This window comes from Pseudomonas acericola (SeqCode) (assembly GCF_053456465.1).
The window spans coordinates 113,200-134,031 of record NZ_JBRFJB010000012.1; the positions used below are offsets into that span (position 1 = coordinate 113,200).

Genomic DNA, 20,832 nt, shown 5'->3' on the forward strand with positions numbered 1-20,832 from the left:
GCCTTGCCACAGAGCCCTGTGTTGGGTGACTCTCTAGTCATGTTTTGCAACTATTCCAGGGGTAGCGACATGACCACCAGCAACCTGCTCGACGAGCTGTTTCCCGCCACCGCCAACGATATTCCCGAGCAATACCGCCTGGCGGCGCCCATTGAACAGCGTGATTACCTGGTCGATGGCCAGTTGCAGGTGTGGAACGGCCCATTGGCCCAAGTGCAAAGCCCGGTGCAGCTCGGTGACAAGCGCGTACACATCGGCAGCACGCCGCTGCTGGATGCCGACACCGCCCTCACCGCCCTCGACGCCGCCGTGCGTGCCTACAACCGTGGCCAAGGCGAGTGGCCGACAATGCGTGTGGTCGACCGCATCCGGCATGTCGAAGCCTTTTTACGACGCATGCGCGAACAGCGCGACGCCGTGGTCAAGCTGCTGATGTGGGAAATCGGCAAGAACCTCAAGGACTCGCAGAAAGAATTCGACCGCACCTGCGACTACATCACCGACACCATCAACGCCCTCAAGGAACTCGACCGCCGCTCCAGCCGCTTCGAGCTGGAGCAGGACACCCTCGGCCAGATCCGCCGCGTACCCCTGGGCGTGGCGCTGTGCATGGGCCCCTACAACTACCCGCTGAACGAGACGTTCACCACGCTGATCCCGGCGCTGATCATGGGCAACACCGTGGTGTTCAAGCCGGCCAAGCTCGGCGTGTTGTTGATCCGCCCCTTGCTGGAAGCGTTCCGCGACAGCTTCCCGGCCGGAGTGATCAACGTGATCTACGGCAGCGGCCGCGAAACGGTCAGTGCGCTGATGGCCAGCGGCAAGATCGACATCTTTGCGTTTATCGGCACCAACAAGGCCGCCAGCGACTTGAAGAAGCTGCACCCAAAACCACACCGTCTGCGCGCGGCCCTGGGCCTGGATGCAAAAAACCCTGGCATCGTGTTGCCCGAGGTGGACCTGGACAATGCCGTGAGCGAGGCCGTCACCGGTTCCCTGTCGTTCAACGGCCAGCGTTGCACCGCGTTGAAAATCCTCTTTGTGCATGAAGACGTGGTTGATAGCTTCATCGAGAAATTCAACCAGAAGCTGACCAGCCTCAAACCCGGCATGCCGTGGGAAGACGGCGTGTCGCTGACGCCGCTGCCGGAGGCCGGCAAGGTCGATTACCTCAACGGCCTGGTGGCCGATGCCGCGCAACACGGCGCCCAGGTGGTGAACGCCCATGGCGGCGAAAGTCGCGGCTCGTTCTTCTACCCGGCGGTGCTGTACCCGGTGAACCCGCAGATGCGCGTGTACCACGAAGAACAGTTCGGCCCGGTGGTGCCGATCGTGCCTTACCGCGACCTGGAGACCGTGATCGACTACGTGCTGGATTCGGATTTCGGCCAGCAACTGAGCATCTTCGGCACCAATCCCGAGGCCGTCGGCAAGCTGGTGGACACCTTCGCCAACCAGGTCGGCCGTATCAATATCAACGCCCAGTGCCAGCGCGGGCCGGACACGTTCCCGTTCAACGGGCGCAAGAACTCGGCCGAGGGCACGCTGTCGGTGCATGACGCGTTGCGCGTGTTCTCGATTCGCACGTTGGTGGCGACCAAGTTCCAGGAGAGCAACAAGGCGTTGGTCAGCGATATCCTGAAAAACCGTGACTCCAGCTTTTTAACCACCGACTATATTTTCTGACACCACGCCGTACAAAAATGTGGGAGCGGGCTTGCTCGCGAATGCGGTCTATCAGTGACAAATGTACTGGCGGATCCACCGCATTCGCGAGCAAGCCCGCTCCCACATTTGGACCGCGTTAATCCTGACTACTGAGGCCCCTTTACCACCGATGAACCTGCCCCTCTTCGCCCGGCGCCTGCTGCGCCCACTGCTCGACCCGTATCGCCGCTATCGCCACGCCAAACTGATCCACGCCGTGCGCGTGTCCATCGGCTTGCTGGCGACGATCCTGCTGACCACCGGCATCAACCTGCCCCACGGTGAATGGGCATCGGTGACCATGCTCATCGTGATCGGCGGTTTGCAGCACCACGGCAATATCGGCAAGAAAGCCGTGGAGCGCGCCTACGGCACCTTGATCGGCGCCAGCGTCGGCTTGCTGTTGGTGCTGCAACAGGCCTGGCTCGGCCAGCCGTTGCTGACCTACTTGCTGATGTCGGTGGTGTGCGGGTTCTTTTCCTATCACGCCATCGGCAAGGGTGGGTACATCGCGCTGCTGTCGGCGATCACGGTGTTTATCGTCGCCGGGCATGGGGACAATCCAGTGTCGGACGGGTTGTGGCGCACGGTGGATATCCTTATCGGTATCGTGCTGGCACTGGCCTTCTCGTTCGCCCTGCCGCTGTATGCGGTGTATTCGTGGCGCTATAACCTGGCCAGTGCGTTGCGGGACTGTGCCGAGATTTATAGCCGGATTATCAGCGGCCGGTCAGTCACCGATGATGAGCATTTCAAACTGCTTAACCGCCTGAACGCGGCGATGCTGCAATTGCGCTCGCTGATGCCGTCGGTATCCAAGGAAGTGCGGATTTCCATGACGGAGCTGGATGCGATCCAGCGCCATCTGCGCCTGTGCATCAGCACCCTGGAGATTCTCGGCAACACCCGGCCAGATCCTCGGGATGAACAAGCGATGGCGCGGATGCAAATCATGCTGAAAGCCGAGCATCGGCAGATTCGGGTGCAACTGGTGGGGATGGCACGGGCGTTGAAGTCGGGGGTGACCGAACGGCTGGAGCGGCCAAGCCATGGCGCTGGGACCGAACCCGCGTTGGACGCACCGGTGTACAGCGCCCTGGACGGGTATCGATTGTTGACGCTGCAATTGGCGCAAAACGTGGACGGCATGCGCCAGCGCCTGGCCAAGACCGCAGGGCACTGGAAAATCTGAATCGGCAAAATCCGAAACATTTACATTTTCACACTTTGCCTTACAAAGTTTTCACGCTTTATTCACATCTCGAGCCGTAGTGTGAAGCCTCATCCGTTACAAATGTTGCATATCAAGCCCGCCGCCCCAGCGGGCTTTTTTTTGCCTCGGATTTGCCTTAACGCGAAGCCTTGGCGGCCGGCGCCGCCGCTTGTTCACGAATTGCGCGCTGGGTATCCAGCACCCGCGCCAATGCGGTTTCCGCCTCAGGGCTCTGCTGCGGCACGCGAATCGCCGCCGACACCAGGGTGATCAACTTGGCCATCACCTCGGCATCCGTCGCCGGGCGGCCCAGGCTCATGGAGTTCATCAGCAGGCGCAGTTCAGTGCCGGCCATCACCCCGGAAATCGCCTTGAGGGCAAACTGCAGGCGTACGCCCAGTTCGTTGCGCGGCAAGTCCGGTAGGGCCAGGGCAAAAGCTTCGAAAAAGCGCTGGAATACCGGCTGGTAATGCACCTTGAGGTATTCCTGGATAAACGGCGAGGTGTCGCTGTACACACGGCCGAGAAAGCGGATAAAGGAACGCCCTTCCCCACTGGCGCTTGCCGGGTCACTGCGCTCCAGGCCCATGGCCGGGGCAAATAGCACGCCGAGCAAAGTGTCGCAGTCGAGGGGGCCGTCGGATTCGGCTTCACACCGCGCCAGCAATTCCAGGCGCTGCTCGTTGAGCGGCTCCAGGCGCTGCATCAGCAGGGTTTTCATCAGGGAATCCTTGTCCCCGAAGTGGTAGTTCACCGCCGCCAGGTTGACCTGGGCACGCTCGGTAATCTGCCGCAACAAAACCGCGTCGTATCCGTACTTGATGAAGAGGGCCTCAGTCGCATCCAGCAATCGAGTTTTGGTAACGTTTGGAGCGCTGAGTTTCTTCGCGACCATAAGAGTTCCACGACGGAAATATTGTTTTAAAAAATAATTTGATTTTTTATACCGGGGCGGCTGGCCGAAAGCAAGTAGTGACACACCGCCATATTATGCAAAGCCCTTGTGGATAGGCGTATGACGGCGAGTCAGAGGTTTTTTCCCGGCCCGGAATACCCCTCAGATGAATCGTTTCAAAGGGTAAAAACGCTCTACAACGATGGCTGGCGAAGCAGGTTGAACGCAGTTACTATTCAAACAATATTTTAAAAACAAGAACTAAAAACCAGTCCGTGACGCGCACCAGGCAGCTCCCGAACTTGTTACAAGGCTTTACCGGGGGCATGGCGGCAGCGGCGAGACTGAAGGCGTAGTCATGATGACAGATACCCCCGCGCACCCAGGCTTGATCTCCCTGCAAGGCATCGGCAAACGCTATCAGTTGGCCGGGCAACACCTGTCCATTCTCAACGACGTCAGCCTGGCCATCGCCCGTGGCGACAGCTGCGGCATCCTCGGCGCCTCCGGTTCCGGCAAAAGCACCCTACTCAATATCCTCGGCCTGCTGGACTTGCCCAACTGCGGCCAGTACCACTTCGCTGGGCACGATATCTTCAGCGCCAGCCCCGATGAACTGGCGGCGATCCGCAACCAGCAGATCGGCTTTGTGTTCCAGAGCTTTAACCTGCTGCCGCGCCTCAGTGCGCTGGACAACGTGGCCCTGCCCCTGAGCTATCGCGGCATCTCGCGCCACGAATCGGTAGAGCAGGCCCTGCGCATGCTCGAACAAGTCGGCCTGGCCGAGCGCGCCCACCACCGCCCCGCCGACCTCTCCGGCGGCCAGCGCCAACGCGTGGCCATCGCCCGTGCGCTGGTGGGCAACCCCTCGGTGATCCTTGCCGACGAACCCACCGGCAACCTCGACAGCAGCACCGCCCAGGACATCATGGACCTGCTCCTGGCCCTCAACCGCGACCAGCACGTGACCCTGATCATCGTCACCCACGACGCGCAGATCGCCGCGCGCCTGGACCGCAAGATCCTCGTGCGCAACGGCGCGGTGCAAGAGGCCCCGCGCCCATGAGCCTGCGGGTCGAGCAGAGCCTGAGCCAACTGCTGCATGAAGCGTTCGTCAGCCTACGCACCCTGGGCAAACGCTCGGTGCTGGCGCTGCTGGGCATCGTCATCGGCAGCTCCTCGGTGGTGGCACTGATCAACATCGGCCACAACGCGGCGGTGGACGCCGCATTGATCTTCAAGGACATGGGCACCGACACCCTGGTCGCGCAGTTCCCCACCAAGCCAGGCAGCAGCAGCCCCATGCGCACGCACCTGGACCTCGACGCCGTGCGCCAGGCCGTGCCGGGCATCGCCCATATCGGCGCGCTCAGCCTGTTCAGCGGGCCGGTGGTGTTCCATGGCCGCACCACCAACGCCAACATCGTCGGCAGCACACCGGACATCCAGGACGCCATGCGCCTGAGCCTGCGTGAAGGCCGCTTCCTGTCGGACTTCGACGCCAACGAAACCTTCGCAGTGATCGGCGGCCAACTCGCCCAAGCCCTGAGCGCACCCGGCGACCCGCTGAAACTGGGGGAACGGCTGCGCATCAACGACTATCTGTTCCTCATCGTCGGCATCCTGTACAGCCAGCCCCGCGCGCTGTTGATGCCGGTGCAGGGCGATGAATCGCTGTTTATCCCCGCCGAGGGCATGCAGCGCATCTACGCCAACCCGCAGATCGGCAACGTGGTGATCCGCGCCGCCCCCGGCCAGGACATGGAGGCCATGGCCAAAGCCGCCAGCGCCGTCCTGCAACGCCAACTCACCGACCACACCGTGGACATCCAGGTGCCCCAGCAAATGATCGACGGCATGACCCGGCAAAGCCGCACCTTCGCGTACCTGCTGCTGGCCCTCGGCGCGATTTCCCTGGTGGGCGGCGGCGTCGGCGTGATGAACGTGATGCTGATGAACGTCTCGGAACGGCGCCGCGAGATCGGCATCCGCATGGCCCTCGGCGCGCGCCAGCGGGATATCCGCAACCTGTTCCTGCTCGAAGCCGTGACCCTCACCGCCGTGGGTGCCGCCTGCGGCGCGGTACTCGGCATGACTGCCGCCTGGCTCTACGCGTGGCTGTCGGGCTGGGCGTTTACCCTCGCGGTTGCCGCCCTACCCCTCGGGGTCGGCAGCACGCTGCTGGTGGGGCTGTTCTTCGGCATCTACCCGGCGGTCTCGGCGTCCCGGTTGCAGCCGGTGGAGGCCTTGCGCGATGAATAAGGGCCTGCTGTTAATGGCGCTGTTGAGCCTGCCGTGTGCGGCCGCCGACATCGTGATCAACCCTTCGGCACCCAGCAGCAGCCGCAGCGTCTCGCTGAACGCCCAGACTACCAGCGTGACCCTCGGCGACGCGGTGTACCTGGGCCTGCGCAACAACCCGGCGATCCGCAGCGCGTACCTGCAACGGGTGGCGCAGAAGTTCGACCTGCGCGTTGCCGAAGACACCTTCAACCCCAAGCTCACCCTCAACAGCTACTACCGCGGCACCCGGGGCACCGCCGACAACGCACGCAACGCCAACCTCGCGCCGGCCACCAGCCTGCTCGGCGAATACGGCACGCGCCTAAGCATGGGCTGGACCCAACAACTGAACACCGCCAACCGTGCCGGCCGCTACCGCAGCGATGGCCTCGACCTGGCGATCATCCAGCCGCTGATGCGCGGCGCCGGCTGGGACGCCACCACCGCGCCGCTGCGCCTGTCGCGCCTGTCGGAGCAGGCCAACCGCCTCAACCTCAAGGCCACCGTGGCGCAAACCATCAGCCAGATCATCGCCACCTACCGCGAACTGCTGCGCGCCCAAGAGCAACTGAGCATCGTGCAGGACGCCCTGAAACGCTCCGGCACGTTGCTGGAGGTGAACAAGGCACTGATCGCCGCAGGGCGCATGGCCGAGTTTGAAATCGTGCAGACCGAAGCCGATATCGCCACCCAACAACTGGGCGTGGAAGAAGCGCAGAACCAGCTCGACAGCAGCCGCCTGGCCCTGCTGCGCCTGCTGGCGCTGGACCTGTCCACGCCGATTCGCGCCACCGAAGCCCTGGAGGCCAAGCCCATGCAGATCGACAAACGCCAAGCCTTCAACCTGGCGCAGAACCAGCAACCGGAATACCTCGCCGCCCTGCTCGGCAGCCAGCAGGCCGACCTCAACCTGGTGATCGCCAAGGACTCCGGGCGCTGGCAAGTGGACCTGGTGGCCGGCGCGAACCAACTGCGCGACACCTACAACAATGACAGCGGCAGCGGCAACAACCGCACCTGGGACAGCTACGCCGGCGTGCAGGTGCAGATCCCCATCGGCGACATCAGCACGCGCCAGGCCGAAGTGCGCGCGCGGGTGAATGTGCAGGACCAGGAGATCCGCATCACCGACGCACGCCAGGAACTGGAACGCAGCGTCAACGATGTGGTGCGCGACCTCGGCACGCGCTGGCGCCAATATGAAATCTCCCAGCGTGCCGTGGAACTGTCGCGGCGCAAGATCGACATCGAACGGGAAAAACTCAGCGCCGGGCGCTCCACCAACTTCCAGGTGCTGAGTTTCGAGAGCGATTTACGCAACGCCGAAAACGCCCAGCTCAACGCGCTGATCGCTTATCTGAACGCCCAGACCCAACTCGACTTGACCCTGGGCATGACGCTGGAAAGCTGGGAAATCGCCCTCAATGACTACTAACCGCAAACGCCTGATCGGCGCGCTGTTGATCCTGCTGGTGGCCGCCGCCGGATTCGCCCTGCGCAGCCCGGCCCAAAGCCCAGCCTCCAGCGAACAGTGGCTGGCCGTGCAGCCCGATGCGCTGGTGCACCAGATCGGTTTGGTGGGCAAGATCGAGCCCGACACCACCATCACCCTCACCGCGCCGTTCGACGGCAACGTGCAGGCCAACCTGGTGGAGCAAGGCCAGCGGGTCGAGGCCGGCCAGGTGCTGCTGCGCATGGACCCGGCCACCCTCGAAGTGCAGCTGCGCGACGCCCTGTCCGCCCAGCTCAAGGCGCGGCGCACCGTGCAAGAGATGCAGGACTGGGACAACGGCCCCGCCGTCAGCCGCGCCCGCCGCAGCCTGCGCACCGCCGAGATGAGCGCGGGCAACACCCAGCGCAAGCTCACCGAAAGCGAAAACCTGTTCCAGCGCGGCATCATCCCGCGCAACGAACTGGACGACCTCAAGCAGCAGACCCAGCAGCAACAACTGGACCTCGCTTCCGCACGCAGCGAGCTGCAACAGGCCATCGGCCAAGGCAAGGGCGAATACCGGCAGATCGCCGATATGGAACTGACCAACGCCACGGTCAAGTACGAGGCCCTGCGCCAACTGCTGGAAGGCCGCCAGGTCAAGGCGCCGTTCTCCGGCATCGTCGTACCGGCCCCCGGTGCCACCACCCCGCAAGCCGGCGCGAACAGCAACGCCCCGGTGCAGGCCGGCAGCAAGGTCAGCCAGGGCCAGGTGCTGTTTGGCCTGGCCAATATCGAGCGTTTGAAAATCGTCACCAAGGTCTCGGAGCTCGACATCAACCGACTGCATCAGGGCCAGGCGGTGGAAGTGTTGGGGGATGGTTTTGATGGCGAGCGGCTCAGCGGCTCGGTGAGCGTGGTCAGCGGCTTGGCGATGACCAGCGACAGCCAGGGCAGTGCGCAGTTTCCGGTGACGCTGTCGATTCCCCAACTCACGCCGCAGCAGTTACAGCGGGTGCGGCTGGGGATGAGTGCACGATTGACCATCGTGACCTACAACAATGCGCAGGCGATGGTGGTGCCGGCGCAAGCGATCAGCGCGGGCGAAGTGGAGTATCGCGAGGCGATGGACAAACCGGTGGAGCGGGTCAAGGTCACGACGGGGCAAGCGACAGCGCAGGGGGTTGAGGTGTTTGGCCTCAAGCCCGGTTTTGTGAAGGTCTCCAACTGAAACACCGATCAACTGTGGGAGCTGGCTTGCCTGCTCCCACATTTAGATCTCTGTCAGCTTCAAGGCCAGCGCTTTGGCTTGCAGCGCCACGTCCGTGACCGCCGTACTCTCCCACCACAGCCCCCGCAACGGCGGGCCCATGGCAAACAACCGCTGGCTGACCCGCCCCTGCGCATCCACTACCGCCCCACTCGCATCGGCGGCAATCCCCAGCGCCAAAGGCCCGGGCTGGATCAGCCCACGCTTGAGCAGTTGCTGCGGCAATGGCCGGGCCACGCGGCGCCAGTCGTATTCGATGCCGCTGGAGTTGATCAGCGCAGCTCCCGAAACCAACGTGATCGCCTGTTCGCCGCGATGGCGCAAACGAATGCTCACGCCTTCGGCCGACGGTTCCAAGCCCTTGAACGACGCCGCCCGAATCCGCAACCGCCCCTCTTCATGCAACCGCGCCACCAACTGCGCGCTCAACGGCGGTGAGCGGTGGTGATGGCTTTCCCACCAGGGCCGCACATGCCTTACAAACTGACGTTTCTCCCGTTCGCTGGCCTGGCTCCACAACCGACCGATATGCGCGCGCACAGTGTCCAGCGGCGCCTGCCAATCGATGCCCTGCGCTTGCGCCACCCGGCATTGGCGCCGCACTTCGCGCAGCAGTTGCCGAGGGCTGCGCAGGCTGTGGTCCTCGGCGAGAAAATCCACCCAGCCCGGCGGCTGCCGGCGCACATGGGGCAGCAGGCCATGGCGTGAAAAAATCTCGATAGGCCCACGATGGCCGGCCTGTTCCAGCGATACCACCGCATCGACCATGGTCAGCCCGGAGCCGATGATCAGCACCGTGGCCTGCGGGTCAAGTTGCGTCATGGTCTGCACGTCCCAGGGATCAACCGCCGCTGCGTTCAAGCCACTGGATTCAGTCTGTGGCGTGCGCGCCGCCGGAAACATGCCGGTGGCCAATACCGCAAAGGTGCCGCGCAGTTGCTGGCCATCATCGAGGGTCAATAATGCGCCGTCGTCCTCCACTTGCAGATCCACCACTTCGCCACGCACATGCTCGACGCTGGAGCCCGACAACGCCTTGGCCTCGGCCAGTCGCTGCTGCGCATACAAGCCAAAAATCCCGCGCGGCGGGAACAGTTCGCTGATGGGCACAGATTGCTCGCGAGACTCCGGCCACCCCCCGGCGCCGATGTAGTCGGTGAGCCATTGGGTCAGGTCGTCGGCATTGTCCGGGTCGACGCTCATGCGTGCGGCGTTGCCGTTCAACGTGTGGCCCAGCTCAACGGCGCTATAGGCCTCGCCACGGCCCAGTTCGGCGCGCGGTTCGATCACCAGGACCTGCCGCCGGCCCGGCAACCGCAGCAGCTGCACCGCGAGCATCGTGCCGCTTAGCCCGCCACCGATGATCAGCACATCAGTGTTGCGGATGGATTCAGTCATGCCTGTTCGCCTTTACTGTTTACCCAGGTAAATGTCATGCAAATCGCCCCGCGCCAACAGCTCGGCGGCGCTGCCACTCAAGGCCACGCGGCCAGTATCCAGCACGTAGCCGTGGGACGCATAGGTCAGCGCGACGTTGATGTTCTGCTCGGCGATCAGGAAGCTCACCTGCTGTTCGCGGTTGAGCTGGGCGATGATCGCAAAGATCTCCTGCACGATCATAGGCGCCAAACCCATCGACGGCTCATCGAGCAGTACCAAAGTAGGACGGGTCATCAGCGCCCGGCCGATGGCGACCATCTGCTGCTCGCCACCCGACGTCAGCCCGGCGCGGGTGTGGCGCTTGGTCTTGAGCCGGGGGAACCAGGTGTAGATGCGTTCCAGGTCGTGTTCCATGTCCTTGCGGCTCAGGCGCCGTACAAAGCCGCCGCTGCGCAAGTTGTCTTCCACCGTCAGTTGGCCGAACACATGGCGGCCTTCCAACACGTGGACCATGCCTTGGCGCACGCGCTGGCTGGGGTCGACCCCGGCCAGGTCGCGCCCGCCGTACTCGATCCGCCCACGGCTGACCTCGGCCCGCTCGGCGCGCACCAGCCCGGAGATCGCCTTGAGCGTGGTGCTCTTGCCGGCGCCATTGGCGCCGAGCAAGGCGACGATGGCGCCCTTGGGCACCTGCAACGAAACCCCGGCCACCGCCAGGATCGCGCCGTCGTAGATCACTTCGATGTCATTGACCGTCAGCAGCGACGAGCTGGCGGATTCAGCGGCGGGCTGGCTCATGGTTTATTCATCCCCGGTGCAGGTGCGCGGCGTCAGGCCTTTTTCCTTGGCGAAGGCCGCGGATTTTTCATCGATCAGCGGACGCAACAGCGCGCGGTCGGCAGGAATCCACTCGCTGACCAGCGTCCAGTTGGCGCCGTCCCATTGCTGCACGCGCGCCGAGCCGCCGCCTTCGTGGTCACGGCACGACAGCTTGAGATTTTGCATCAGGCCCAGGTAGCCCATGTCCTTGAGGCGTGCGTCGTCGATGTTCAGGTGCTCCAGGCCCCAACGGCCTTCTTCGCCATTGAGTGGGCGCTTGCCGAACTTGGCCTGGCCGGTGCGGATCGCTTCCACCGCCACGGCGGCGTTCACCAGGCCGGAGTTGTAGTAGACGCTGCCGAAGTTTTTCAGGTCCTTGAGGTCGCTGTGGCCCTTGTCGAGGATGTATTGCTTGAGGCGTTTGTGGATCTCGAAATCGGCACCGGCCGGGTATGGCGTCAGCGCCAGGTAGCCTTTGGCGGCGGCACCGGCGGGCAACACGTCTTCGCTGGAACTGGCCCAGATGTCGCCGATGATGTGGTCCACCGGGAAGCCGAAGCGCGCGGCGGTCTTCACCGCCACCGGCGTCGATACGCCCCAGGTGCGCAGGAACACCCAGTCCGGGTTGGCCTGGCGCACCTGGCGCCATTGTGCGGATTGCTCGTTGCCCGGATCGGCCACCGGGATCTGGATATTTTCAAAGCCGTATTTCTCGGCGAGCAGCTTCAGCGGGCCGAGGGTTTCGCGACCGTAGGCCGAGTCGTGGTAGACCGTGGCGATCTTCTTGCCCTTGAGCTTGTCGAACCCGCCTTCGCGCTGGGCGATGTAGTTCACCAGGGTCGAAGCCTCGCTGTAGAAGGTCAGCATCACCGGGAAGTTGTACGGGAACACCGTGCCGTCGGTGGCTTCGGTGCGCCCGTAACCGAGGGTGATCAGCGGGATCTTGTCCACTTCCGCGCGCTCGCTCAGGGCATACGCCGCCGGTGCGCCGTTGGGCTGGTACACCGCGACCGGCGCGCCGTCCAGGCCGTTCTTGAAGCGCTCGTAGCACTCGATGCCCTTCTCCGCCGTCCACTCGGTCTCGCATTCCTGCCAGACCAATTTGACGCCGTTGATGCCGCCTTCGACCTCGTTGATATAGCGCAGGTAGTCGATCATCCCGGCCCACACCTGCACGCCGCTGGAGGCATAGGCGCCAACGCGGTAGGTGGCCAGGGGAATGAATTGCTGGTCCGGCGAGGCGATTGCCTGAGGCACAGCGCCGGCCAGGGTGGCCAGCGCAAACGCAGCGCCGACCAGGGAACGTTTCAAGGATGCACGCATGGAAGATTCTCTTGGGAAGTTAGAAACGCAGCGGCCACTGCCGCACACGGTCACGCAGGTTGTGCAACAGGCGGATCAAGCCCTCGGGTTCCTTGATCAGGAACACGATGATCAACACGCCAAAGATGATTTTCTGCAGGTTCTGCAACTGCCCCGCATCCACCGAGCCGCCAAACAACGCCTGCCCGGCATGGCTGAGGAAAATCGGCAGCAAACTGATAAACGCCGCGCCGACAAAGTTGCCGGCGATGCTGCCCATGCCACCGATGATGATGATGAACAGGATCTGGAATGAACGATTGATATCGAAGCTGCTGGCGCTGGCCGTGCCCAGGTAGGCAAAGGCCCACAGCGCACCGGCGATGCCGAGGTAGAACGAACTGACGGCAAACGCGAGGCGCTTGTAGCGCACCACCGGGATGCCGACCACGGCGGCGGCGGTGTCCATGTCGCGGATCGCCATCCAGTTGCGCCCCACCTGGCTGCGCACCAGGTTGATTGCGGTCCAGGTCAGCAGCAGCACCGTGACCAGCGTCAGCAGGTAGCGGCCCAGCGGGGTGTTGAGGTCATGGCCGAACAGCGCCAGCTTCGGCGCGGAGATGGTCCCGGAGGAACCGTAGTTGTAGAACCAGGGGAATTTGACGAACAGCCACTCCAGGAAAAACTGCGCGGCCAGCGTGGTGACCATCAGGTAGAAGCCTTTGATCCGCGAACTGGGCAAGCCAAACAACAGCCCGACCAGCGCGCTGATAATCCCGCCACCCAGCAGTGCCACCGGCAAGCCCAACTCCGGCAAGCGCAGCAAAAACCCGTAGGTGGCAAACGCGCCGACGGCCATGAACCCGGCCGCGCCCACCGAGGTTTGCCCGGTGTAGCCGGTCAACAGGTTCAGGCCCAATCCGGCCAGGGACAGCACCAGGAACGGGATCAAAATCGCGTTCAGCCAATAGTCATTGCCCCACAGCGGCACCACGATAAATGCCAGTGCCAACATGCCCAGCAGGCCCCACGGGATACGCCGCTGGATCAGCAACAAGGGCGCGGTTTCTTGCGCAACAGGAATCGACATGGTTTCAGACTCGCTCGATGGCGCGCTCGCCGAACAGGCCGGCGGGACGGATATACAGGAAGGCCAAAGCCAATACGTAGGCGAACCACGGCGTGATGCCGCCGCCGATCAGCGGGCCGATATACACCTCGGCGAGGTTCTCGGCCGCGCCGACAATCAGCCCGCCGACAATCGCCCCGCCTATCGAGGTAAAGCCGCCGATGATCAACACCGGCAAGGCCTTGAGCACCACTAGCGACAGCGAGAACTGCACACCCTGGCGAGCGCCCCACAGCAGCCCGGCGACCAGCCCGACGATGCCCGCCACCGCCCAGACGATCTGCCAGATGCGGTTGAGGTTGATGCCGATGGACAGCGCCGCCGTGGTGTCATCCGCCACCGCGCGCAGCGACACGCCGATGCGGGTCTTGTTGAACAGCAGCGCCAGCACCGTCACCAGCACCACGGCGGCAGCGGCGGCGATCAGGTCGAACTGGCTGAGCATCAGCGGGCCGACAAACAGCGGCACGTCATCGATACCCAAATCCAGCGCGCGCACCTGCGAGCCCATCAGGCCTTGGGCGAGGCCTTCGATAATGAACGACAGGCCCAGCGTGGCCATGAACAAGGTGATCTGCGAACGGTTGACCAAGGGCCGCAGCACCAGGCGTTCGATCAGCAGCGCGCCGACGACCATCACGATCACCGTCAGCAGCAACGCCAACGCAAACGGCACGCCTTGGTCGTGCAGGCTGACGAAGGTCAGCGCGGCGAACAGCAGCATCGCGCCCTGGGCAAAATTGAACACGCCGCTGGCCTTGTAGATCAGCACAAAACCGATGGCGACCAGCGAGTACATGGTGCCGGCGAGCAGGCCGCCGAGCAGGGTTTCGAAGAAGAAGGTCATCAGTGCGCCACTCCCAGGTAAGCCGCGATCACGTCGGGATTGGCTTGCACTTCGGCAGGCGTGCCGTCGCCGACCTTGCGCCCGTAGTCGAGCACCACCACATGATGGGACAGGCCCATCACCACGCCGATATCGTGTTCGATCAACACCACGGTGGTGCCGAGGTCGCGGTTGACGTCAGCGACGAAGCGCGCCATTTCCTGTTTTTCCTCGGCGTTCATCCCGGCCATTGGTTCATCGAGCAACAGCAGGCTGGGCCCGGCAATCAAGGCGCGGCCCAACTCCACGCGCTTTTGCAGGCCGTAGGACAGGTTGCCCACCAGCACATCGCGGTGCGCTTGCAGCTCCAGAAATTCGAGAATGCCTTGGGCACGCACGCGGAACGCGTCGGCCTCACGGCGCGCGCGGGGCAAGCCGAGGGCTTGTTCGATAAAATTGCTGCGCTGATGCCGCGACAGGCCGGTAAGGATGTTGTCGAGCACGCTCATCTTCTTGAACAGCGCGTTGTTCTGGAACGTGCGGCCGATGCCCCGGCGCGCTGCGCCCAGTGGGTCGATACGGTGAAAGTGCTGGTCTTCGAAGACGATCTCGCCGGCGTCGAAGCGGTACACCCCATTGAGCACATTGAGCAACGAACTCTTGCCCGCGCCGTTGGGCCCGATCAGCGCGCAGATCTCACCGCGCGCCACATCGAAGGACAAAGCATTGATGGCCTTGACCCCCTTGAACGACAGCGAGATATCCCGCACCTGGAGAATGGCTTGGCTCATGCGATGTCCCGTTTGAATTCGGCCAGCCACACCGGTGAAGCGGTGGCTTTGAGGGGTTGCCAGATGTAGGCCAGGCGTTGGAAGCCGAGCAGCTTGCGCACGCGGTTTTTCAGCAGGCGCCGCAGGCCGCTTTGCGGGTGGGCGATGGCCCAGTCGCACAGGCGTCGGCGCCAGGTGCCGTGGGGAGCGAGGCGGCTTTCGATTTCATCGGCCAGGTGTTGCAGGCGTTCGGCAGACAACAGCAGGCCGGTGGGCGCGACTTCACGGCGATCCCGCGATGCCGAGGTCAGGCTTTCGGGGAAAGCAAGGCCGTGGCCGGTGTTGAGCCATTGCTCCAGCAGCACCGCCAGTCCGCCTTGCCAGTGGGTGCCCTCTTCGCTCCACAAGGCGGTTTCGCCGGCGGGTTGCCACCAGCGGGCGAGGTGTTGCGCGGGGTCGGTCGGGCCGAGCAATTGCACGAAGTCCACCACATTGGCTGACGCCCAGTGCTTTTTCTGGCGACCTTGAACATAAGAATGGCTGGGGCGGATACGCCATAGATGGTGCTGCACCGCTTCCGGCTCCAGGTCATCAGCCAGGGTCACGACCTGCCCACCGACGGTTTGGGCGGCCAGGGCCAGCAGCAACAGGTTCGGTTCAAATGCACCGCTGAGGGCCAGCCGCGACTGCTCGCTGAAACCCTGCTGGCGCAAACCATCGGCCAGGCGTTCGACGTCACGCAAGGCGTCGATCCAGCGCCACGCATACCACTGGCCCTGGCGCTTGTGGCGCAGGGCGGTGTGCAGCGGGGTGACCTGCGCCCAGTGGTGCAGTTGTTCGAGGGCCTTGGGCAGGTTGCCGAGCAGTTCGGCAGGCCATTCCGGGGCCAGCGGGCGTTTCAGTTCGTGCACGCTCATAGGGATTACTCCTATTGGTAGTCAAGCGTGCGGTGGTCCGCTGGCCGAAATAGATCAAACAATGAAGATCAACTGTGGGAGCTGGCTTGCCTGCGATGGCGGTGGGTCAGCTGCTCATTTATCAACTGACAGTCCGCTATCGCAGGCAAGCCAGCTCCCACAGGGATCGAGGGGTGTCTGTTAGAGGGTGGTCGCTTTGAGGTCGCGGAAGCTGGCACCGGGGTGATTGGCGCCCAACCGCGCACCGTCGCCAAACAACTTCTCGCGCAACGTGCCCTGGGCGTATTCGGTCTTGTACACCCCGCGCTTCTGCAACTCCGGCACCAGCAACTCCACGGCGTCGATAAAGGTCTCATGGGTCAGCGCATAGGCCAGGTTAAAGCCGTCCACATCGGTCTCTTCCACCCACTCCTGCAACAGGTCCGCCACGGTCTCAGGGCCGCCGACAAACAACGGGCCAAAGCCACCAATGCCAACCCAATCGGCCAGCTCGTTGGGCGTCCACACCTTGTTCGGATCAGCCGTGGAGAAGGCTTCCACCGCCGACTGAATCGCATTGGTGTGCACATGCTTGAGCGGTTCATCCGGCTTGAACTGGCTGAAGTCAATACCGGTCCAGCCGGAGATCAGCGCCATCGCGCCTTCGTAGCTGACGTAGGATTTGTACTCGTCGAACTTGGCCTTGGCCTTCGCGTCCGTCTCGCCGACGATCACCGTCTGCAAGTTGAAGATCAGGATTTTCCTCGGATCGCGGCCAGCCTCGGCGGCACGACGGCGGATGTCGGCGACGGTCTTTTTCAGCAGCACTTTGGACGGTGCGGCGACAAACACGCACTCGGCCTGCTCGGCGGCAAACTGCTTGCCACGGCTGGACGCGCCCGCCTGATAGAGCACCGGTGTACGTTGCGGCGACGGCTCACAGAGGTGAATGCCAGGCACCTGGAAGTGTTTGCCGACGTGGCGGATCTCGTGGATTTTGCTCGGGTCGCTGAAGATGCGGCGTTCACGGTCGCGCAGGACGGCGCCCTCTTCCCAACTGCCTTCCCAGAGTTTGTAGCAAACCTCCAGGTATTCCTCGGCGTAGTCGTAGCGCGCGTCGTGTTCGGTCTGGGCTTTCTGGCCGAGGTTCTTCGCGCCGCTTTCCAGGTAGGAGGTGACGATGTTCCAGCCGATGCGGCCCTTGGTCAGGTGATCCAGCGTCGATAGGCGACGGGCGAACGGATACGGGTGTTCAAACGACAGCGAGGCCGTCAGGCCAAACCCCAGGTGTTCGGTGACCAAGGCCATCGGCGCGATCAGCGACAGCGGGTCGTTGACCGGCACTTGCGTGGCTTGGCGAATCGCGGCGTCGCCGTTGCCGTTGTACACGTCGTAGATGCCCAGCACGTCGGCGATAAACAGGCCGTCGAACTTGCCGCGCTCAAGAATCCTGGCCAGGTCGGTCCAGTATTCCAGGTCCTTGTACTGCCACGAACGGTCGCGCGGGTGCGCCCACAGGCCGGGGGATTGGTGGCCGACGCAGTTCATGTCGAAGGCATTCAAGCGGATTTCACGGGCCATCACAGCACTCCGTTGAGGTGGTAGTTGCCGACGATCTGGTACTTGGTGCGCAGCGGATCATCCAGGGACGAGGGCAGCGCGGTGCGTTGGCCGGTGAGTTCAAACTCGGCGTTGCTCGCGGCGATCAAGGCTTCGGCGGCGGCAATCTGCGCTTCGGTGGCGGCCACCGGGCTGGGATGAGTTGCGGCGCGTTCCAGCAAGGCAGCGGCCACATCGACGCGGATCTGCAAGTCGCCGAAGCGGCTGATCACGTAGGGGTCGGTGCTGGTTTCAACGTGGCGGCGGGTGCTGTCCAGCAGTTGGCGGGCAAGGTTCAATGCGGTCATGGTTGCAGTTCCTCAGTTCCAGGCGTGGCGCGCGGGCTTCACGCCGTTGAGCACGAAGTTGCCGATCAGGTGGTACTTCCAGCGGGCCGGGTCGTGCAGGGTGTGGGTGCGCGCGTTGCGCCAGAAGCGGTCGAGGTTGTGCTTGCCGGTGACCGAACGGGTGCCGGCCAGTTCGAACAGTTTGCTGCTGGCCAGCAAAGCGGTTTCGGCGGACAGTACTTTGGCCTGGGCGACGACCAGCGAGGCGTGGGCGACGCTGTCTTCGCTCGGTTCGGCGAGGGCGCGGTCCACGGCTTCCCCCGCTTTGGCGAGGATGGCTTCGGTGCCGTGCACGCGCCATTCCAGGTCGCCGATGGCGGCGATGGTGAACGGGTCTTGCCAGCCTTGCTCCTGCTGGCTGTCGATCCACGGACGCGCTTGGCGGGCATGGATTTTCGCGTGTTCCAGGGCGCCGAGGGCGATGCCGGTATCGACGGCCGCCTGGATAATCTGCGAAATCGGGCCGTTGGCGGTGGGTTGGTCAAAGGCCAAGTGGGCCGGGATCACGGCACTGCGCGGCACGCTGACGCCATCGAGGGTCACGCCGCCGCTGGCGGTAGTGCGCTGGCCGAAGCCGTCCCAGCTGTCGATCACGCTCAGGCCTTGGGCGTCACGCTCGATGAAGGCGATGAAAGCCTGGTCCTTTTCGTTGTTGCCGACGGTGGGCACGATATGGGCGAACAACGCGCCGGTGCAGTAGAACTTCTCGCCGTTGATTTGTGCAGTGTCGCCGTGGAAGCGGATCTGCGTGTCGAAGGTGCCGGCGTTTTTGCTCTTGGCTTCGGAGAAGGCGTTGCCGAAACGGTAGCCTTGAAGGACTTTGCCGAAGTAATACTGCTTTTGTTCCTCCGTGGCCGTTTGCAGCAGGATGTCGACGACACCAAGGTGGTTCTGCGGAATCTGCCCCAGGGACGGGTCGGCGGCGGAGATCAACTTGATCACCTCGGCCACGGTCACATAGGACACCTCGGCGCCGCCGTAAGCCTTGGGAATGGTGATGCCCCACAAGCCGCTCGCCGAAAACTCGTCGAGCTCGGCAATGGGCAGGCGCCGCTCACGGTCGCGCTCACTGGCCTCGATGGCAAAACGGGCGGCCAGGCGCGTGGCGACGTCGATGGCTTCCGCGTCCGAGCGGATGATATGGGCAGGGTGTAAAGGGTGGGCAGACATGGGCCGACTCCAGGCTCCGATGGGATAACGGAGTGATTGCAGGAGTCGTGCCTGAATTTAATCGCCAATAAAATCAGCGGGTTGCCGATTAAATCGACTGATGGACAGCGTGTTAAACCAGCAAAGTGTGCATCCACTGTTGCGTGGCGAACAGTTAGATCACCACGTTGCGTATGAAGCGTACGGCCACATCCCCATCATTGCGATAGATGTGCTGTTGGTGGCTGGCGAACATAAAGAACTCGCCGGCGCCGATGCTGTTCTCCACACCCGCCACGACCAACGTCAAGCTGCCCTCGAACACAAACAGCTGCTCGCTCCAACCCTCAAGGTCGGGGTCCGGGCAGTAGCGGTCGCCGGGCTCCAGGCGCCATTCCCACAGCTCCACTTCCCGCCGCGCCGTGGCCTTGGCCAGCAATACCGCCTTGCTGCCATCGATCTCACCCGCCCAGGCCAGTTCGTTGATGCGGCTGTGGTCGCGCACATCCGGGGCCTGGATCAGGTCGCTGAACGCCACGTCCAAGGCTTCGGCGACGCGGTCGAGGGTGGACAGGCTGACATTCTTCTCCCCCGCCTCGATGGCCACCAGCATGCGCCGGCTGACCCCGGATTTTTCCGAGAGCGCGGTCTGGCTCAAGTCGGCGGCATGGCGCAGGCGACGAACGTTCTGGCTGACGTGCTGCAGGACCGAGGCCCGTTGCGGATTTTCTTTGTGCACTATATTGCTCAATGGGTGGGTGTGCGCAGTATACTGCCCAGCGTGCGGCGCATTGTGCGGTCCGTGCCTTTCCCTTGCAAGACCGAGCCGCCATGACTGCCGCCAAATCCCCCTCGCGTTTCAACCGTTTCAGCAAAGCCGAATGCATCCTGGTGGTGATCACCATGATCTGGGGCGGCACCTTTTTGCTGGTGCAACACGCCATGACCGTCAGCGGGCCGATGTTCTTCGTGGGCCTGCGTTTTGCGGCAGCGGCGATTGTGGTCGGCTTCTTTTCCCTGCGCACCCTGCGCGACCTGACGCTGTTCGAGTTCAAGGCCGGGGTGTTTATCGGCGTGGCGATCATGTTTGGCTACGGTTTGCAGACCATTGGCTTGCAGACGATCCTGAGCAGCCAGTCGGCGTTTATCACTGCGCTGTATGTGCCCTTCGTGCCGCTGCTGCAATGGCTGGTGCTGGGGCGCCGTCCGGGGTTGATGCCGAGCATTGGCATCATGCTCGCGTTTGCCGGGTTGATGTTGTTGACGGGGCCTGCTGGGGCTTCGCTGAATTTCAGCCCGGGTGAGATCGCCACGTTGATTGGTGCGATCGCCATAGCGGCCGAGATCATCTTGATCGGCGCCTATGCCGGGCAAGTGGATGTGCGCCGAGTGACCGTGGTGCAGCTGGCTACGGCGTCGGTGTTGTCGTTCATGATGGTGGTGCCGATGGGCGAGGCATTGCCGGGGTTCTCCTGGTTGTTGCTGTTCAGTGCGGTGGGCCTGGGCTTGACCAGCGCGGTGATCCAGGTCGCGATGAACTGGGCGCAGCAGAGTGTTTCGCCAACGCGGGCCACGTTGATTTATGCCGGCGAGCCGGTGTGGGCCGGGGTGGTTGGGCGGATTGCCGGGGAGCGTTTCCCGCCGATTGCGATGCTGGGGGCGGCGTTGATTGTGGCGGCGGTGATTGTGAGTGAGATGAAGACCAAGGGGCAAAAGGCGGTTGAGCTGGAAGATGAATTGGAGCAGGAACGACAGGGTTAAGTCCCGTCTCGGTCGAGTGTGGGAGCGGGCTTGCTCGCGAAAGCGGTGGATCAG

General features: G+C 63.3%; 19 protein-coding genes. 7 read left to right on the forward strand and 12 right to left on the reverse strand.

All coding sequences use genetic code 11. The features are described 5' to 3' along the window. Positions 1 to 69: 69 nt before the first annotated feature. Positions 70 to 1,686, forward strand: a complete 1,617-nt coding sequence (locus ACU688_RS27130) for an NADP-dependent glyceraldehyde-3-phosphate dehydrogenase (RefSeq protein ID WP_448187098.1) — start codon at positions 70 to 72, stop codon at positions 1,684 to 1,686. 151 nt (positions 1,687 to 1,837) lie between these two features. Continuing rightward, positions 1,838 to 2,899 (forward strand): FUSC family protein, encoded by a 1,062-nt coding sequence (locus ACU688_RS27135; protein WP_448187099.1) that lies wholly within the window; start codon positions 1,838 to 1,840, stop codon positions 2,897 to 2,899. Positions 2,900 to 3,056: 157 nt separating this feature from the next. Here ACU688_RS27135 and ACU688_RS27140 read toward each other — a convergent pair whose 3' ends face one another. After that, positions 3,057 to 3,815: a TetR/AcrR family transcriptional regulator gene (locus tag ACU688_RS27140; RefSeq protein ID WP_448187100.1), complete on the reverse strand. Its 759-nt coding sequence runs from the start codon at positions 3,813 to 3,815 to the stop codon at positions 3,057 to 3,059. A gap of 358 nt (positions 3,816 to 4,173) precedes the next feature. On the opposite strand from ACU688_RS27140, the gene ACU688_RS27145 reads away from it, so the two are divergent. The 4 genes from ACU688_RS27145 to ACU688_RS27160 are packed head-to-tail and all read left to right on the forward strand — an operon-like array spanning position 4,174 to position 8,761. Further along, positions 4,174 to 4,881 carry an ABC transporter ATP-binding protein gene (locus tag ACU688_RS27145; protein WP_448187101.1) on the forward strand — a complete coding sequence of 236 codons (708 nt, stop codon included), beginning with the start codon at positions 4,174 to 4,176 and terminating at the stop codon, positions 4,879 to 4,881. Continuing rightward, on the forward strand, positions 4,878 to 6,077 hold the full coding sequence (locus tag ACU688_RS27150; RefSeq protein ID WP_448187102.1) for an ABC transporter permease: 1,200 nt from the start codon (positions 4,878 to 4,880) through the stop codon (positions 6,075 to 6,077). The genes ACU688_RS27145 and ACU688_RS27150 overlap by 4 nt, the downstream gene beginning before the upstream one ends. After that, positions 6,070 to 7,533: a TolC family protein gene (locus ACU688_RS27155; RefSeq protein ID WP_448187103.1), complete on the forward strand. Its 1,464-nt coding sequence runs from the start codon at positions 6,070 to 6,072 to the stop codon at positions 7,531 to 7,533. Before ACU688_RS27150 ends, ACU688_RS27155 begins: the two co-directional genes overlap by 8 nt. Continuing rightward, complete coding sequence (locus ACU688_RS27160) at positions 7,523 to 8,761, forward strand: efflux RND transporter periplasmic adaptor subunit (RefSeq protein WP_448187104.1); 1,239 nt, start codon at positions 7,523 to 7,525, stop codon at positions 8,759 to 8,761. Before ACU688_RS27155 ends, ACU688_RS27160 begins: the two co-directional genes overlap by 11 nt. A 42-nt stretch (positions 8,762 to 8,803) precedes the next feature. Here the strand turns inward: ACU688_RS27160 and ACU688_RS27165 are convergent, their stop codons facing one another. From ACU688_RS27165 to ACU688_RS27215, 11 genes are all read right to left on the reverse strand, one after another. Beyond that, positions 8,804 to 10,198, reverse strand: a complete 1,395-nt coding sequence (locus ACU688_RS27165) for an FAD/NAD(P)-binding protein (RefSeq protein WP_448187105.1) — start codon at positions 10,196 to 10,198, stop codon at positions 8,804 to 8,806. A gap of 12 nt (positions 10,199 to 10,210) precedes the next feature. Beyond that, positions 10,211 to 10,978 carry an ABC transporter ATP-binding protein gene (locus ACU688_RS27170; protein ID WP_448187106.1) on the reverse strand — a complete coding sequence of 256 codons (768 nt, stop codon included), beginning with the start codon at positions 10,976 to 10,978 and terminating at the stop codon, positions 10,211 to 10,213. Between the two features lie 3 nt (positions 10,979 to 10,981). Further along, a complete protein-coding gene (locus ACU688_RS27175) occupies positions 10,982 to 12,322 on the reverse strand; it encodes an ABC transporter substrate-binding protein (protein WP_448187107.1) in 1,341 nt (446 codons plus the stop codon). A gap of 19 nt (positions 12,323 to 12,341) precedes the next feature. Continuing rightward, complete coding sequence (locus ACU688_RS27180; RefSeq protein WP_448187108.1) at positions 12,342 to 13,391, reverse strand: branched-chain amino acid ABC transporter permease; 1,050 nt, start codon at positions 13,389 to 13,391, stop codon at positions 12,342 to 12,344. A 4-nt stretch (positions 13,392 to 13,395) separates the two neighbouring features. Further along, a complete protein-coding gene (locus ACU688_RS27185) occupies positions 13,396 to 14,277 on the reverse strand; it encodes a branched-chain amino acid ABC transporter permease (protein ID WP_448187109.1) in 882 nt (293 codons plus the stop codon). After that, entirely contained in the window at positions 14,277 to 15,047 is a 771-nt protein-coding gene (locus tag ACU688_RS27190; RefSeq protein WP_448187110.1) for an ABC transporter ATP-binding protein, read from the reverse strand. Before ACU688_RS27190 ends, ACU688_RS27185 begins: the two co-directional genes overlap by 1 nt. Then, on the reverse strand, positions 15,044 to 15,943 hold the full coding sequence (locus ACU688_RS27195; protein ID WP_448187111.1) for an AMP-binding protein: 900 nt from the start codon (positions 15,941 to 15,943) through the stop codon (positions 15,044 to 15,046). Before ACU688_RS27195 ends, ACU688_RS27190 begins: the two co-directional genes overlap by 4 nt. A 180-nt stretch (positions 15,944 to 16,123) precedes the next feature. After that, positions 16,124 to 17,503, reverse strand: coding sequence for an LLM class flavin-dependent oxidoreductase (locus ACU688_RS27200; RefSeq protein WP_448187112.1), 1,380 nt, complete (start codon positions 17,501 to 17,503; stop codon positions 16,124 to 16,126). Next, on the reverse strand, positions 17,503 to 17,829 hold the full coding sequence (locus ACU688_RS27205; RefSeq protein ID WP_448187113.1) for an acyl-CoA dehydrogenase: 327 nt from the start codon (positions 17,827 to 17,829) through the stop codon (positions 17,503 to 17,505). Before ACU688_RS27205 ends, ACU688_RS27200 begins: the two co-directional genes overlap by 1 nt. A 12-nt stretch (positions 17,830 to 17,841) precedes the next feature. After that, on the reverse strand, positions 17,842 to 19,038 hold the full coding sequence (locus ACU688_RS27210) for an SfnB family sulfur acquisition oxidoreductase (RefSeq protein ID WP_448187114.1): 1,197 nt from the start codon (positions 19,036 to 19,038) through the stop codon (positions 17,842 to 17,844). Between the two features lie 154 nt (positions 19,039 to 19,192). Continuing rightward, the gene (locus ACU688_RS27215) at positions 19,193 to 19,756 is read right to left on the reverse strand and encodes a helix-turn-helix domain-containing protein (RefSeq protein ID WP_448187115.1); all 564 of its coding nucleotides are present in this window, start codon (positions 19,754 to 19,756) and stop codon (positions 19,193 to 19,195) included. Positions 19,757 to 19,848: 92 nt separating this feature from the next. Between ACU688_RS27215 and ACU688_RS27220 the strand changes: the two genes are divergently transcribed. Further along, positions 19,849 to 20,778, forward strand: coding sequence for a DMT family transporter (locus ACU688_RS27220; protein WP_448187116.1), 930 nt, complete (start codon positions 19,849 to 19,851; stop codon positions 20,776 to 20,778). Positions 20,779 to 20,832 lie beyond the last annotated feature (54 nt).